The 16,669-nt window shown below is 58.7% G+C and carries 13 protein-coding genes and 1 tRNA gene; all 14 read left to right on the forward strand.

Annotation, left to right across the window (positions count from 1 at the left end):
* Positions 1-854, forward strand: an 854-nt coding sequence (locus tag WC600_17840; protein ID MFA4904596.1) for an elongation factor Tu, incomplete at its 5' end; no start/stop codon positions are given.
* Positions 855-943: 89 nt separating this feature from the next.
* Positions 944-1,093, forward strand: a complete 150-nt coding sequence (gene rpmG, locus WC600_17845) for a 50S ribosomal protein L33 (protein ID MFA4904597.1) — start codon at positions 944-946, stop codon at positions 1,091-1,093.
* 10 nt (positions 1,094-1,103) lie between these two features.
* A tRNA-Trp gene (locus WC600_17850) sits at positions 1,104-1,180 on the forward strand.
* 209 nt (positions 1,181-1,389) lie between these two features.
* On the forward strand, positions 1,390-1,710 hold the full coding sequence (gene secE, locus WC600_17855; protein ID MFA4904598.1) for a preprotein translocase subunit SecE: 321 nt from the start codon (positions 1,390-1,392) through the stop codon (positions 1,708-1,710).
* A gap of 41 nt (positions 1,711-1,751) precedes the next feature.
* Positions 1,752-2,282 (forward strand): transcription termination/antitermination protein NusG, encoded by a 531-nt coding sequence (gene nusG / locus WC600_17860; protein ID MFA4904599.1) that lies wholly within the window; start codon positions 1,752-1,754, stop codon positions 2,280-2,282.
* 80 nt (positions 2,283-2,362) lie between these two features.
* The gene (gene rplK, locus WC600_17865) at positions 2,363-2,788 is read left to right on the forward strand and encodes a 50S ribosomal protein L11 (GenBank protein MFA4904600.1); all 426 of its coding nucleotides are present in this window, start codon (positions 2,363-2,365) and stop codon (positions 2,786-2,788) included.
* 177 nt (positions 2,789-2,965) lie between these two features.
* Entirely contained in the window at positions 2,966-3,676 is a 711-nt protein-coding gene (rplA, locus tag WC600_17870; protein ID MFA4904601.1) for a 50S ribosomal protein L1, read from the forward strand.
* Between the two features lie 11 nt (positions 3,677-3,687).
* The gene (rplJ, locus tag WC600_17875) at positions 3,688-4,311 is read left to right on the forward strand and encodes a 50S ribosomal protein L10 (GenBank protein MFA4904602.1); all 624 of its coding nucleotides are present in this window, start codon (positions 3,688-3,690) and stop codon (positions 4,309-4,311) included.
* 197 nt (positions 4,312-4,508) lie between these two features.
* Positions 4,509-4,895 (forward strand): 50S ribosomal protein L7/L12, encoded by a 387-nt coding sequence (gene rplL, locus WC600_17880; protein MFA4904603.1) that lies wholly within the window; start codon positions 4,509-4,511, stop codon positions 4,893-4,895.
* Between the two features lie 101 nt (positions 4,896-4,996).
* The gene (gene rpoB / locus WC600_17885) at positions 4,997-9,157 is read left to right on the forward strand and encodes a DNA-directed RNA polymerase subunit beta (protein ID MFA4904604.1); all 4,161 of its coding nucleotides are present in this window, start codon (positions 4,997-4,999) and stop codon (positions 9,155-9,157) included.
* 13 nt (positions 9,158-9,170) lie between these two features.
* Positions 9,171-13,403 carry a DNA-directed RNA polymerase subunit beta' gene (rpoC, locus tag WC600_17890; GenBank protein MFA4904605.1) on the forward strand — a complete coding sequence of 1,411 codons (4,233 nt, stop codon included), beginning with the start codon at positions 9,171-9,173 and terminating at the stop codon, positions 13,401-13,403.
* 210 nt (positions 13,404-13,613) lie between these two features.
* Positions 13,614-13,985: a 30S ribosomal protein S12 gene (rpsL, locus tag WC600_17895; protein MFA4904606.1), complete on the forward strand. Its 372-nt coding sequence runs from the start codon at positions 13,614-13,616 to the stop codon at positions 13,983-13,985.
* A gap of 85 nt (positions 13,986-14,070) precedes the next feature.
* Complete coding sequence (gene rpsG / locus WC600_17900) at positions 14,071-14,541, forward strand: 30S ribosomal protein S7 (protein MFA4904607.1); 471 nt, start codon at positions 14,071-14,073, stop codon at positions 14,539-14,541.
* Positions 14,542-14,721: 180 nt separating this feature from the next.
* Positions 14,722-16,669, forward strand: a 1,948-nt coding sequence (gene fusA, locus WC600_17905; protein ID MFA4904608.1) for an elongation factor G, incomplete at its 3' end; no start/stop codon positions are given.

The raw sequence follows: 16,669 nt of genomic DNA on the forward strand, positions 1-16,669 counted from the left end.
CTCAGACCCGGGAGCACATCCTGTTGGCCCGGCAGGTGGGCGTGCCCTTCATCGTGGTCTTCTTAAACAAAGTCGACCTGGTGGACGACCCGGAACTGATCGAGCTGGTGGAACTGGAACTCAGGGAACTGCTCTCCAAGTACGAATTTCCCGGCGACGACATTCCCATCATTAAAGGCAGCGCCCTGAAGGCGTTGGAGTCGGATGACCTCAACGCTGAGGCAGTGAAGCCGATCTTTGAATTGATGGACGCCCTGGACAACTACATTCCGGAACCGTTACGGGACGTGGATAAGCCCTTCCTGATGCCCATCGAAGACGTGTTCACCATTTCCGGCCGGGGCACGGTAGTGACCGGGCGGTGTGAGCGGGGCCAGATCAAGGTGGGCGAGGAAGTGGAGATCGTGGGTTTTACTCCCACCCAGAAGACGGTGTGCACCGGGGTGGAGATGTTTAGGAAGACTCTGGACTACGGCCAGGCCGGCGATAACGTGGGCCTGTTGCTCCGGGGCACCAAGAAAGAACAGGTGGAGCGGGGCCAGGTCGTAGCCAAGCCGGGGTCCATTACGCCGCACACCAAGTTCAAGGCCGAGGTCTACATCCTGACCAAAGAGGAAGGCGGGCGGCACACGCCGTTTTTCACCGGCTACCGGCCGCAGTTTTACCTGCGCACCACGGACGTGACGGGCGTAGCCACGCTGCCCGAGGGTGTCGAGATGGTGATGCCCGGGGACAACGTCCAGATGGAAGTGACCCTGATCACCCCAGTGGCCCTGGAAAAAGAACTCCGTTTCGCCATCCGTGAAGGCGGCCGCACTGTGGGCGCCGGCGTGGTGAGCGAGATTGTAGAATAGTCTAAGGTCGGCGGGCGAGACGCCCGCCCTACCGGGGCAGCACCGGCTGGAAAGCCTGTGCTACCGAGCCTAAAAATTTGGAATAAATTATGAGAGACATCGTTACCTTAGCCTGTACCGAATGCAAGCGGCGGAACTACACAACCACCAAGAACAAACGGCGGACCCCGGATCGGCTTGCCTTTAAAAAGTTTTGTGCTTTTTGCCGGACCCATACCCTCCATCGCGAGAGCAAGTAGAGGATAAGACAGGCCAGTAGCTCTAACGGTTAGAGCGCCGGTCTCCAAAACCGGATGTTGGGGGTTCGAATCCCTCCTGGCCTGCCAGTTATGGTCCGTGACCTGGGACGACGAGATCGGTTGGTGCCACCGCTATCTAACCGCGCACGCAGATACTCTCCTCGAACTCCCTTAATCGAGGTGCTTCAGGGTTAACACGATCCAGCCCGGATTTCCTGAGACGCGAGGCTAGGTGCTGGGCGTCAGGCGGGGGCTGGGTTTTTCCGTGTCATGGGGAATATGAGAGTGGAACCGGTATGATTAAAAAGACCAAGACGAAGCCCAAAGGGACCCTGAAAGAGGGCGGCGACGCGCCTCGGGGGCAGGTGGTCAGACTCAAGCAGGGCAAAGCGCGGCCGGGTTGGTTCAGCAAGGTTCCGCCGATTAAGCAATATTGGGCCCAAACCAAGGACTTCCTGGTGGAAGCGGTCCAGGAACTGAAGAAGGTCAACTGGCCCAACCGCAAAGAGACCTTGGGCACCACAGGCGTTGTCCTCGTCCTGGTGTTCTTTATCGCGGGTTACCTGGGATTCGTGGATTTCCTCCTGTCCCATTTCGTCCGGTATTTCATTCATTAGAGCGACAGCCGAGGGCGGCTATCCTACAAAAAGGCCAGACCGTGTCCAAAAAATGGTACATCATCCATACCTATTCGGGCTTTGAGCAGAAAGTCAAGAATGCCATCATGGAGCGGGCCAAGTCCCGGGGCTTGGAACACCTGGTGGAACAGGTGTTGGTGCCTACGGAGACGGTGGAAGAGATGGTCAAGGGAGAGCGGAAACTCTCTTCCCGCAAGTTTTATCCAGGCTACGTCCTGGTGCAGATGGAGCTGACGGACGATTCCTGGCATCTGGTGAAAGACACCCCCAAGGTGACGGGCTTTATCGGCAGCAAAGAAGAGCCGGTGGCCATCCCCGAGGAAGATGCGCTCAAGATCATTGCCCAGATGCAGGAAGGAGTGCTCAGGCCCAAGCCTAAGATCAAGTTCGAACAAGGGGACAAGGTCCAGGTGATGGACGGGCCGTTTACCAATTTTGCCGGGGTAGTGGACGAAGTGCGGCCGGATCGGGGCCGGGTGCGGGTGATGATCAGCGTGTTCGGGCGGCCGACGCCGGTGGAGTTGGAGTTTACGCAACTAGAAAAGATCTAATGTAGGGGGGCACCTGCGTGTGCCCCCTGATTGAGGGCGGACACACAGGTCCGCCCCTACAGAAATCAAGGAAATATAATATGGCAAAGAAAGTTATCGCTCAGATCAAGTTGCAGATTCCTGCGGGGCAGGCCAACCCCTCGCCGCCCATCGGCCCGGCTTTGGGTCAGCATGGCGTTAATATCATGGAATTCTGCAAAAGCTACAATGCCAAGACCGCGGGCCAGGAAGGGACCATCATCCCGGTGTTGATCACCGTTTTTGCCGACCGCTCCTTCACCTTTGTGACCAAGACGCCGCCGGCGTCGGTGCTGCTCAAGCAGATGGCCCAGGTGGCCAAGGGCTCCAAGGAACCCAACCGGGATAAGGTGGGACAGATTACCAAGGCGCAGTTGGAAGAGATCGCCAAGCAGAAGATGCCGGATCTGAACGCCAACACCCTGGAGATGGCCATGCACAGCATCGCCGGGACCGCCAGGAGCATGGGCATAGAAATAGTTGAGTAGCAGTGACCAGTGGTCAGTGGTCAGTGGCCAGTAAGAAAAGCGATTTGGCCACTACTCATTATGACTGACAAACAGTGAACGAAGTGAAATGTTGGGGAAAAGCAGAGTAACGGTTTTTTTTAACTGATCACTGGCAACTGACCACTGACCACTGATTTTAAAGGGAGAGTGATACCGATGGCCAAACATGGCAAGCGATATCGGGAGGCCGCCGCTAAGGTGGACCGCAATCAGCGCTATCCCTTCCAGGACGCCGTCAATCTGGGGCTGGAGGCATCGTCCAGCAAGTTTGACGAAACCGTGGAGATCGCGGTGGCCCTGGGAGTGAACCCCCGCCACGCCGACCAAATGGTACGGGGTGCGGTGATTCTGCCCAACGGGCTGGGAAAGACGGTGCGGGTCCTGGTGTTCGCCAAGGGAGAAAAGGAAAAAGAAGCCTTGGACGCTGGCGCCGACTACGCCGGGGCTGATGATCTCATCGAGCGTATTAAGGGCGGCTGGATGGAATTCGACAAGGCCGTAGCCACCCCTGACCTCATGGGCGCGGTGGGAAAAATCGGCAAAATCCTGGGTCCCCGGGGCCTGATGCCCAATGTCAAGGTGGGGACGGTTACCTTTGAGGTGGCCAAGGCGGTGGACGAGCTGAAAGGCGGCAAGGTGGAGTTCCGGGTGGACCGGGCCGGCGTGATCCATGCCCCGGTGGGCAAGGTGTCTTTCGGGCCTGAGAAAATCCTACAAAACCTGGCGGCCTTGATGGACGCCCTGGTGCGGCTGAAACCTGCCACCAGCAAGGGCACCTATATGAAAGGCATTCATCTGAGCACCACCATGGGGCCGGGAGTTCCGGTGGACACCAGCGACGTGAAGAATCTGGTGCGCTTGCTGTAAAGGAGAAAGAGGTGCGTAAGTCACAGAAAGCCGATATTGTCCAGGAAATCCAGGAGACGGTAGCGAAATCGCAGATCGGCATCCTGACGGATTTCAAGGGACTGAAGGTAGAGGATATGACCAGGCTGCGGCGGCAGCTTTCAGACGCCTCCGCGGAGCTTCGGGTGGTAAAAAACACCCTGCTCAGGCGGGCCGCGGCCGATGATTCTCCCCTGGCGCCTTTGCTCTCACATTCCACCGGGCCTAATGCCTTGACTCTGGGGTTTGCCGATCCGGTAGCCGTGACCAAGGTGCTCATCAAGTTTGCCCAGGAAAAACCGCAACTGGTGATCAAGGCGGGGGCCCTGGGGGGTCAGGCCTTGACCGTCAAGGACCTGGAGGCCCTCAGCAAGCTGCCGGCCCGGGAAGTGCTCCTGGCCCAATTGCTGGGCGTGATGAACGGTGTGCCCACGGCACTGGTGTCGGTGTTGGCCGCGGTGATTAGAGGCCTGCTCAACGTGCTGGTAGCCTTGAAAGATAAGAAGGCCGAATCCGAGCCTGAGGCGGCTGCGGCGCCCGAGGCCCCAGAGGCTCCGGAAACCCCGGAAGCTCCGGCGGCTGCGGAGCCTGAGGCCGCGCCCGAGGCGGAGGCTTAAGGGCCGATACACAGGTTCGCTTCCCTAAGAAAAAGGGACGGTGTTGTGGGTCCCTTAATCTGGCTAGCCTCTGGAATTTTACGGAAAAGTTCTTATAAATAAATAAATGAGAATAACCGGTTTTGCGGGCTTTCGTCTGGCGGCGCCGGCAATCGTGAAAATAGAAAGATTTACTCGAGGATAAGGAGGAAGGTAAGATGTCCATTTCCCGTGCTGAGGTAGTCGACTACCTGGCCAACATGACGGTGCTGGAACTCTCCACGCTCATCAAGGAGCTGGAAGAGAAGTTTGGGGTGTCGGCTGCGGCCCCGGTGGCGATGGCCGCAGTAGGCGGTGGCGGGGCAGCCGAAGCGGCTCCCGCGGTAGAAGAGAAAACCGAATTCGACGTGGTCCTGACGGTTTGCGGGCCCAACAAGATCCAGGTGATCAAGGAAGTCCGGGCCGTCACCAATTTGGGGCTGAAAGAAGCCAAAGAAGCGGTGGAAAACGTGCCCACTACGCTGAAAGAAGCCATTTCCAAGGCGGAAGCCGAGGAAGTCAAGAAGAAGTTGGAAGCCCAGGGAGCAACTATCGAAATTAAGTAGGGTTGGCAGGCGAGGACGCCTGCCCCACGGGTGGCGGGCGAGACGCCCGCCCTACTAAATGAGGTAGTCCCTGAACTCCGGCAACCCTTCAAGGAGTATCCATGGCGAAAGTATTATCGCCGTTACGGCTGTATCGCAAAAACTTCGGCAAGATCGAACGGATTGTGGACATCTCCAATCTCATCGAGATGCAGAAGGAGTCATACCACCGCTTCTTACAAAAAGATGTGGAACCGGAGGCGCGCTCGGATCATGGCCTCCAGGGAGTCTTCAAGAGCGTCTATCCCATCCGGGATTTTTCCGGCGCATGCTCCCTGGAGTTCGTCGAGTACGGCTTGGGCGACCCCAAGTACGACGTGGACGAATGCCAGCAGCGAGGCATGACCTTTGAAGTACCCATGAAGATACGGGTGCGCCTGGTAGTCCATGATGTGGGGCCCGATACCAAGGCCCAGACCATCCGGGATATCAAAGAGCAGGAGATCTATTTCGGCACCCTGCCCTTGATGACCGAACACGGCACCTTCATCATCAATGGCACCGAACGGGTGGTGGTGAGCCAGTTGCACCGCTCCCCCGGCCTGTTCATCGATCATGACCGGGCCAAGATCCATTCCAGCGGCAAGATCATTTACTCGGCCCGGTTGATTCCGCTCCGGGGTTCCTGGATTGATTTCGAGTTTGATCCCAAGGATATCCTCTACGTCAGGATCGACCGGCGGCGCAAATTTCCGGCTACCATCCTCCTGAAAGCCCTGGGCTACACCACGGAAGAGCTGCTGAACTTCTTCTATAAGACCCAGCGCGTGTTACTTGCCGGCGAGAACATCCAGCATGCCTTCGTTCCGGAGTTGCTGGCCGACAAGACCACGACCACCGACATCATGGATCCCAAGAGCGGCGATGTCCTGATCAAGAAGGGCAAACGCCTGACCCCGGTTTTAATCGGCAAGATGAAGCGGGCCGGGGTGGAGTCCATCACGGGCCCCGCCAACGAACTGGTGGGCCGGGTGGTGGCCCATGATATTCTGGACCCGGAGAGCGGTGAACTCCTGGCTTCGTGCAACGAGATGCTCTCCGAAGACAAGATCACTTTGATGCAGGAAAAGGGCATCAAGGAACTGGACCTGCTCTTTATCGATGGGGTCAATGTCAGCCCCTGTCTGCGGAATACGTTGGTGGCGGACAAGACCGCCACGATCAAAGATGCCGTCCTGGAAATCTACCGGCGCCTGCGTCCCAGCAACCGGCCCAATGACGAAGTGGCGACCACTTTTTTCCAGAACCTTTTTTTCAATCCGGAATATTACGATCTGTCGCCGGTAGGCCGTCTGAAGTTGGACCTGAAGCTCAGGCCCGACCCTGCCGACCGGTTGCCGCTGACCAAGACCACTTTAGAGCGGGAGGATATCCTCCTGGCGGTGCGGGAGCTCATCACCCAGAAGGACCGGGAAGGACCCGTGGACGACATCGACCACCTGGGCAACCGCCGGGTCCGGGCGGTAGGCGAGTTGCTGGAGAACCAGTTCCGGGTGGGGTTAGTCAGGATGGAGCGGGCCATTAAAGAACGGATGGCCATCCAGGACCTGGACACCCTGATGCCCCATGACCTGGTGAACGCCAAGCCGGTGCAGGCGGTGATCAAGGAGTTTTTCGGCACCTCCCAGCTTTCCCAGTTCATGGACCAGACCAACCCCTTGAGCGAAATCACGCACAAGCGGCGTTTGAGCGCCCTGGGACCCGGGGGTCTGACTCGGGAGCGGGCCGGGTTTGAGGTGCGGGACGTGCACCCCACTCACTACGGCCGCATCTGCCCCATTGAAACGCCTGAAGGTCCCAACATCGGGCTCATCGTGTCTTTGAGCACCTTTGCCCGGGTCAACGAGTTGGGGTTCATCGAGACCCCTTATCGGGTAGTGGATAAGGTGGAAAAACGGGGCAAGGTTGAGACCCACGTTACCAAGAAAATCCGGTATCTGAGCGCCCTGGAAGAGGGCGATAAGGTTATCGCCCAGGCCAACGCACCTTTAGATAGCAAAGGGCGGTTCATCAACGATATGATCGAGGCCCGGAAGTTTGGGGAATTTGTTATCTCCCACCCGGACCAGATCGAATATATGGACGTGTCGCCCAACCAATTGGTGAGCGTGGCCGCGTCCCTGATTCCTTTCTTAGAGCACGACGACGCCAACCGCGCCCTGATGGGTTCCAATATGCAGCGCCAGGCGGTGCCGCTGTTGACTTCCAGCACGCCCTTGGTGGGCACGGGCATGGAAGGTGTGGTGGCCCGGGATTCCGGGGTCACCGTGACGGCCCGGCGCCGGGGTCATGTGGAAGACGTGGACTCCACCCGGATCGTCATTCGGGCGGCGGAGTCCGGCCTTGGCGGTGACGGCTCGCCGGTGGACATCTACAAACTGACGAAGTTCCAGCGCACCAACCAGAATACGTGTTTCAACCAGCGCCCCATCGTGGTGCCGGGAGACACGGTGGAGAAAGGCCAGATCATTGCCGACGGACCCGCCACCGCCATGGGCGAGCTGGCCCTGGGCAAGAACGTCATGGTGGCCTTCATGCCCTGGGGCGGCTACAACTTTGAAGACTCCATCCTGGTGAGTGAGCGCCTAATCAAAGATGACGTGTTCACCTCCATTCACATCGAAGAATTCGAAGTCATGGCCCGGGACACCAAGCTGGGTAAAGAGGATATCACCCGGGATATTCCCAATGTGGGTGAAGACGCGCTCAGCAATCTGGATGACAGCGGCATCATCAGCCTGGGGTCCGAGGTGCGTCCCGGCGACATTCTGGTGGGCAAAATCACCCCGAAAGGCGAGACCCAGCTCACCCCGGAAGAAAAGCTGCTCCGGGCCATTTTCGGTGAAAAAGCCGGGGACGTGAAAGACACGTCGCTGAGGGTGCCGCCGGGAATCGAAGGTGTGGTGATCGACGCCCGGGTCTTCTCCCGGAAGGGTGTGGAGAAAGACGACCGCAGCCGCTCCATCGAAGACGAAGCGGTGGCCAAACTGCAAAAGGACCAGGCCGACGAGATCGGCATCATCACCCAGAGCTTCCGTCAGCAGGTGAAAGACCTGGTGGTGGGCCACAAGGTTGCCGACAACCTGGACGACGAACGCACCGGCAACACCTTTTTGCATCACGGAGAGCCGGTACCGCCGGAGTTGGTGGGCCGTCATAACCTGGAGTTCTGGCGCCATGTGTCCTTCGAGGACCCGGGCCTGGAAGACCAGTTGGATCAGCTTCTGGACCGCTACCAGGAACAGTTGCACCTGGTGAACGTGATCTTTGAAGCTAAACTGGGGCGGCTCAGGAAAGTGGACGAGCTGCCGCCGGGCGTGATCAAGAAGGTCAAGGTCTTTGTGGCCATGAAGCGCAAGCTGGCCGTGGGCGACAAGATGGCTGGCCGCCACGGCAACAAAGGCGTGGTCTCCCGGCTGATGCCGGAAGAAGACATGCCCTATTTTGCCGACGGCACACCGGTGGACATCGTTTTGAACCCGCTCGGCGTACCTTCCCGTATGAACGTGGGCCAGGTGATGGAGACCCACATGGGTTGGGCTTCCCATATCCTGGGCAAACGCGTCGGGGAGATGATCGACAAATTCTACAGCCTGGAATCTATCCAGGCGCGCCTGAAACGCATCCTGAATCCCGATGAGAATCTGGCCAAGGAAATCGATTCCCTGACGTTCGAAGAAATCCAGCAAATCTGGCAAAAGCATTATCAGGACGGGATTCACATGGCTTCCCCGGTCTTTGACGGGGCCACGGAACAAGAGGTCGAGGCCTACCTGGCGGAAGCCGGGCTGCCCACCGGCGGCCAGTCGCGCCTCCGTGACGGCCGCAGCGGCGAGGAGTTCGACCGGGAGGTCACCGTGGGGATGATGTACATGATGAAACTGCATCACCTGGTGGCCGACAAGATCCATGCCCGCTCCATCGGACCGTATTCCCTGGTGACCCAACAGCCCCTGGGCGGCAAAGCCCAGTTCGGCGGCCAGCGTTTGGGTGAAATGGAAGTCTGGGCCCTGGAAGCTTACGGCGCGGCTTATACGCTGCAGGAATTCCTGACGGTGAAATCGGACGACGTGGCCGGCCGGACCCGCATGTACGAGAAGATCTTCAAAGGCGAGTACGATCTGGAAGCGGGTCTGCCGGAGTCCTTCAACGTCCTGGTGCGGGAGCTCAAGAGCCTGGCGCTCAACGTAGAGCTTCTGAAAAAGGACAAGGAAAAGTCCTGAGGAATAGCCTTATATGGAAAAGATGCGCGAAGTCGCTTTAGAAGATTTGAATAGCCTGTTTGCCCGGCCGGAAGACCCTATCGCCATCGAGGCGGTGCGGTTGTCCTTGTCGTCGGCGGAGATGATCCGCTCCTGGTCTTTCGGGGAGGTAAAAAAACCGGAGACTATTAACTACCGGACCTTCAAGCCGGAACGGGACGGCTTGTTTTGCGCCAAAATCTTCGGACCTGCCAAGGATTACGAATGTAACTGCGGCAAATACAAACGTATGAAGCATCGGGGGATCACCTGCGAGAAGTGCGGCGTCGAGGTGATCCAGTCCAAGGTGCGCCGGGAACGGATGGGCCACATCGAGTTGGCCTGCCCGGTGGTGCATATCTGGTTTTTGAAGAGCCTGCCCAGCAAGATCGGGAACCTGTTGGACCTGACCCTCAAAGAGCTGGAAAAGATTCTCTATTTTGAAGCCTTTGTGGTGGTGGACGGCGGCGATACGACTCTGACCAAGGGCATGTTGTTGTCGGAGGAAAATTTCCGCAAAAACCGGGAAGAGTTCGGGGACCGGTTTAAGGCCGGCATGGGCGCCGAGGCCATCCGGGAGATGTTGAAGGTGGTGGAACTGGAGCCTCTGGCCGTGGTAGTGCGTCACGAAATGATCAAGACCAGCTCGGACGCCAAGCGCAAGAAGCTGGCCAAACGGCTCAAGATCATCGATTCCTTCAGGGAGTCCGGCCAGCGGCCCGAGTGGATGGTCATGGAAGTGATTCCCGTCCTGCCTCCGGATCTCAGGCCTTTGGTGCACCTGGACGGCGGACGCTTTGCGACCTCTGACTTGAACGACCTCTACCGCCGCGTGATCAACCGCAACAACCGGTTGAAACGGCTGTTGGAACTCAACGCCCCGGACATCATCATCCGCAATGAAAAACGGATGCTGCAAGAGGCGGTGGACGTGCTGTTTGAGAACGGCCGCCGGGGCCGCACCATTACCGGGCCCAACAAGCGGGCGTTGAAATCGTTGTCCGACATGCTCAAGGGCAAACAGGGGCGCTTTCGTCAGAACCTGTTGGGGAAACGAGTAGATTATTCCGGGCGTTCGGTCATCGTCGTCGGTCCGGAATTGCGGCTGCACCAATGCGGGCTGCCTAAACAGATGGCCCTGGAGCTGTTCAAGCCCTTTATCTTCCATAAACTGGTGGCCAAGGGCTATGCCACCACCATTAAGGTGGCGAAACGGCTGGTGGACCGGGAGACCCCGGAAGTCTGGGATATCCTGGACGAAGTGGTGCGGGAACACCCGGTGATGCTTAACCGGGCGCCCACCCTCCATCGCTTGGGCATCCAGGCCTTTGAGCCGCTCTTAATCGAGGGCAAGGCCATCCAGTTGCATCCTCTGGTGTGCACGGCGTTCAACGCCGACTTTGACGGCGACCAGATGGCGGTGCACGTGCCGCTGTCCATCGAAGCCCAAATCGAGGCCCGGGCCTTGATGATGTCCACCAACAACATTCTGTCCCCGGCCAATGGCGACCCCATCATCATCCCAACTCAGGATATCGTCTTGGGGCTCTATTACCTCACCCGGGAACGGCCCTTTGCCAAGGGCGAGCGCGTGGCCACAAACGGCAAGCAGCCCATGCCCTTTTTCGGTCCCGAGGAGGTGCGGGTGGCCTACGACCAGGGCGAGGTGCATCTGCAGGCTCGCATCCCGGTGCGCATTGACGGCAAGATTTATAACACCACGGTGGGCCGGGTGATCCTTAGGGAGATTCTGCCTGTCGGGCTCCCCTTCGACCTGATCAACCGCACCATGAACAAGCGGGAGATCCGTAAACTGGTGTCGGTGGGCTACCGCACGTGCGGTATCAAGGAAACGGTTATCTTTGCGGACCAACTGAAGAACCTGGGCTATAAATACGCCACCCAGGCGGGTATTTCGATTTCCATCAAGGATATGGTGATTCCCAGCCGCAAGCCGGTAATTCTGAAACAATCCCAGACCGAAGTGAGCCAGGTGGAGGAGCAGTACCAGGAAGGTCTGATCACCGAAGGCGAAAAATACAATAAGGTGGTGGACATTTGGGCCAAGGCCACTGAAGAGATCGCCGCGGAGATGATGGCCGAAATGGCCCGGGAAGTGCTCTCGGTGGAACTGCCGGACCCGGAAAACCCTGGAAAGACTATCTTGCACACGGAAGAGGTGGACTCCTTTAACCCGGTCTTCATGATGGCCGATTCCGGCGCCCGGGGCAGCAAGGACCAGATGCGGCAGCTCGCGGGTATGCGGGGTTTGATGGCCAAACCGAGCGGTGAGATCATCGAGACTCCCATCACGGCCAACTTCCGGGAGGGCCTCACCGTCCTGCAATACTTCAGTTCGACGCACGGCGCCCGGAAAGGTTTGGCGGACACCGCGTTGAAGACCGCCAACTCCGGGTATTTGACCCGGCGGCTGGTGGACGTGGCCCAGGATGCGGTGATCACCGAGGACGACTGCAACACCATCGACGGCATCAATGTCACGCCTTTGGTGGAAGGCGGCGAGGTTATCGAACGGGTGAGCGACCGGGTCCTGGGGCGCGTGGCCCTGGAAGATATTATCGATCCCCACACCGGCGAAGTGCTGGTCATGGCCAACGAAGAGATTGACGAGGAAGCCACCCGGCGCATCGAAGAATCGGGCCTGGAGAAGTTGCAGATCAGGAGCGTGCTCACCTGCCAAACCCGGCGGGGCGTGTGCGCCAAGTGCTACGGCCGGGACTTGGGCCACGGCACCTCGGTGTCCATGGGCGAGGCCATCGGCATCCTGGCGGCCCAGAGCATCGGCGAGCCCGGCACCCAGTTGACCATGCGTACCTTCCACATCGGCGGCACGGCTTCCCGGCGGGCGGAACAGAGCATCCACGTGGCCCGGGTCCAGGGGTGGGTGCGGTTCGAGAACATGAAATCGGTGACGGACCGCTACGGCGATTTGGTGAACCTCTCCCGCCAGGCAGAACTGCTGCTGGTGAGCGAAAAGGGCATCGAGCGGGAACGTTATCCCCTGAGCTACGGGGCCCACGTTAAGGTGACCGAGGGCCAGGATATCCAGGCCGGCCAGGTGCTGGCGGAATGGGACCCCTTTACCAACGCCATGCTGACGGAAGTGGGCGGCACCATCAAGTTCGGCGATATCATCGACAACCTTTCGGTACAGGAAAGGGTTGACCCAGTGACGGGCAAAGCTTCCCGCCTCATCGTGGAGAGCAAGGACGCTGAACTGCGGCCCCGGATCTCCGTTAAGAATATTGAGGGCCAGACGGCCAAGATTCCGGGGTCCATCGCTTCGGCCCGGTACTTCATGCCGGTGGGCGCCATTATCATGGTGAACGAAGGCGACGAGGTGTCGCCGGGTGACGTCATCGCCAAGATCCCCCGGGAAACCACCAAGACCAAGGACATCACCGGCGGCCTGCCCCGGGTGGCGGAGCTCTTCGAGGTGCGCAAGCCCAAGGAGACCGCGATTATCAGCGAAATCAGCGGGGTGGTCTCTTTCGGTAAGCATGTCAAGGGCAAACGCAAGGTCATCGTGGCCCCGGAAGTGGGCAAACCCAAGGAATACCTGATCCCCAAGGGCAAGCACGTGGCAGTGCAGGAAGGCGACTACGTCCGGGCCGGAGACGCGCTGATGGACGGCTCGGCCAACCCCCATGACATTTTGAACATTCGGGGCTTGAAGGAGCTGGCCCGCTACCTGGTGGACGAAGTTCAGGAAGTTTACCGCCTCCAGGGCGTGAAGATCAATGACAAGCACATCGAAGTGATTGTGCGCCAGATGCTGCGGCGCATCAAGGTGGTGACCCCGGGCGACACGGATTTCCTCATCGGCGAGCAAGTGGAGAAATGGGTCTTTGAGGAGAAAAACGATTTGGCTCTGGCCCAGGGCAAACAGCCGGCCACGGGTGAACCGCTGCTCTTGGGCATCACCAAGGCCTCATTGACCACGGAAAGCTGGATTTCGGCGGCCTCCTTCCAGGAGACCACCAAGGTGCTGGCAGACGCCGCGGTGCAGGGAAAGATCGATTACCTCCGGGGCCTCAAAGAAAACGTGATTATGGGGCGGCTCATCCCCGCAGGTACGGGTCTGGATCAGTACCGGAGGTTGGATATTAAAATGAGCGAGGACGTTACGGTGGAGTTGCCGTCACCAGAGGCTTTGGAGGTTGACGTGACTCTGGAGGCGGAGGTTGCGGCCTTACCTGAGCAATAATAGGTTGACAACTGTCTCCTCATTAAATTAAAATAATTTGTTTGTGTGGCTATTCAAAACGGCTTCTGGGTTCAGAAGTGGCCCGGAAGTGAAGAACACAGGCAAAGAGGTGCCCAAGCAGAGCTTGGGCCAAAAATATCGTTCCCAAGCACAGCTTGGGAACGAGGAACACAGGCTGCCAGCCTGTGCCACTAAAAAACGAGAGCGCGTATGCCTACGATTAATCAGTTGGTTCGCAAAGGGCGGGAGCTGCAGAAGAAGCGGACCACGTGTCCGGCCCTGCAAAGCTGTCCCCAAAAACGGGGGGTGTGTGTCCGGGTTTATACCACCACGCCTAAGAAACCCAATTCGGCGTTGCGCAAGGTTGCGAGGGTGCGCCTCACCAACGGCATCGAGGTGACCACCTATATCCCTGGCGTGGGGCACAATCTCCAGGAGCACTCAGTGGTGCTCATCCGGGGAGGCCGGGTGAAGGATTTGCCGGGCGTGCGCTACCATGTGATTCGGGGTACCCTGGACGCCTCAGGGGTTCAGGATCGCCGGCGGGGACGGTCGAAATACGGGGCCAAGCGGCCGAAATAATTAGTGATCAGTGATCAGTGTTCAGTGGCCAGTTTCGCTGGCAACCGGCAGATGAGAACTGGCAAATTCATAAAGGTAGGAAGTTATGCCGAGAAAAGGCGGAGTGGTCAAGCGGCCGGTGCCTCAGGACCTGAAGTACAACGATGTCCTGGTGAGCCGGTTCATCAACGGGCTGATGGAGCGGGGCAAGAAAAGCACGGCCCAGCGCATCCTTTATAACGCCATGGAGCTGATGGGGCAGCGGGGCAACGACGATCCTCTGAAGCTCTTTCATCAGGCGGTGGAAAATGTCAAGCCGTTGATCGAAGTAAAATCCCGCCGGGTGGGCGGCGCCACTTATCAGGTGCCCATCGAAGTCCGGGCCGACCGCCGGGCCTCTCTGGCCATCCGCTGGCTGATCAACTACTCCAAGGCCCGGAGCGAAAAGTCCATGGAGGCCAAGCTGGCCGCAGAATTGTTGGATGCGGCCAACAACCGGGGCACCTCCATTAAAAAACGGGAAGATACGCATAAGATGGCCGAAGCGAACAAGGCCTTTGCGCATTATAGATGGTAACAAAACCGTTTTTGGTTTCTCGTTTTTGGTTTTTGGTTAACAGCAAAGGCCAAAAGCTCATAAACCCGAAGACGAAAAAATTAAATGAGGTCTCACAGGCTGGAAAGCCTGTGCCACTGATAAACGAGTGAAAATTTGGTAAGACAGACCCCGTTAAGCCGGGTACGGAATATTGGGTTTATGGCCCACATCGACGCCGGTAAGACCACCACCACGGAACGCATCCTCTTCTACACAGGGGTGACGCACCGCTTGGGCGAAGTGCACGACGGCCAGGCCACGATGGACTGGATGGCCCAGGAACAGGAACGCGGTATTACCATCACGAGCGCCGCTACCACCTGCTACTGGAAAGACCATCGCATCAACATCATCGACACGCCGGGCCACGTGGACTTTACCATTGAAGTGGAGCGGTCGCTTAGGGTGCTGGATGGCGTGGTGGCGGTATTCGATGCGGTGGGCGGAGTGGAGCCCCAAAGCGAGACGGTGTGGCGTCAGGCCGACCGTTACGGCGTACCGCGGATGGCTTTTATCAATAAAATGGACCGGGTGGGCTCGGATATCACGCGATGCCTGCGCATGATGCGGGAGCGCCTCAAAGCTACGCCGGTGCTCTTGCAGCTTCCCTTGGGGGAAGAAGACAAATTCCGCGGGATGATTGACCTCGTCCATATGCAGGCCACCGTATATGACGAAACCGTCAAGGCCACGGGGATGGATTTTGAAGTGATTGAGATCCCGGCGGCTGAGCGGGAACGTGCGGAAGAGGCCCGGAACGAAATGCTGGAAGTGCTCTCCGAAGTCGATGAGGGCATCATGGAGCGCTACCTGGCGGATCAACCGGTGGACGAGGCCATGATCAAGGCGGCGTTGCGCCGGGGCACCATTAGTCTGGAAATCGTGCCGGTCTTGTGCGGGTCGGCTTTTAAGAACAAAGGGGTGCAGGCTTTGCTGGACGCGGTGGTAGACTACTTGCCATCGCCCCTGGATGTGCCCCCGGTGCAGGGTGAGGACTCCAAAGGCAACGTGGTGGAACGTCCCCCTTCAGATGACGCGCCGCTGGCCGCCCTGGCCTTCAAGCTGTTGAGCGACCCCTTTATCGGCCATCTGACGTTTATCCGGGTCTACTCCGGAGTTTTGGTTACCGGGAGCACCGTGCTGAACGCCACCAAGGGCAACAAGGAGCGCATCGGGCGGCTGCTCAAGATGCACGCCAACAAGCGGGAAGAGATCAACGAGGCTTATGCCGGCGACATCGTGGCCGCGGTGGGGATGAAGAACACCACCACCGGCGATACCCTGGCGGATGAGCGGGACCCGGTAGTGCTGGAGACGCTGCACATCCCTCAGCCGGTCATCGATATTGCCATTGAGCCCGCCACCAAGGCGGACCAGGACAAGCTGGGCCAGTCCCTGGCCAAGATTGCCGCAGAAGATCCGTCGTTTAGGGTACACACGGATACCGACACCGGGCAGACGATTATTTCCGGGATGGGCGAACTCCACCTGGAGATCATTGTGGATCGCCTGATGCGGGAGTTCAAAGTGGACGCCCGGGTGGGCAAACCTCAGGTGGCTTACCGGGAAACCATCACCATGGAGGCCGAAGCCGAAGGCAAATTTGTCCGGCAGAGCGGCGGCCGGGGCCAGTACGGTCACGTGGTTTTGATTGTAAAGCCCCTGCCGGCGGGCGAGGGTGTGGTCTTCGCCAACAAGATTGTGGGCGGCGTGATCCCCAAGGAATACATCCCCGCGGTGGAGCGCGGCGTCAAAGAAGCTGCGGCCACCGGGATTTTGGGCTACCCCATGGTGGATTTGGAGATCGACCTGATCTACGGCTCCTACCACGAAGTGGACTCCTCGGAACGGTCCTTCTTGATTGCCGGGTCCATGGGGTTCAAAGAGGCCGCAAAGCGGGCCAAACCGGTGCTCTTGGAGCCCATCATGGACCTGGAAGTGGTGGCCCCGGAAGACTTTGTGGGTGAAGTGATGGGTGAACTGAACGCCCGGCGGGGCCGGGTGACCGGCATGGAGAGCCGGGGTTCCACCCAGATCATTCACGGCCAGGTACCTTTAGCCACTATGTTCGGCTACGCCACGACGCTCAGAAGTTCGACCCAGGGGC

This window comes from Desulfobaccales bacterium (genome assembly GCA_041648175.1).
GTDB lineage: Bacteria > Desulfobacterota > Desulfobaccia > Desulfobaccales > 0-14-0-80-60-11 > 0-14-0-80-60-11.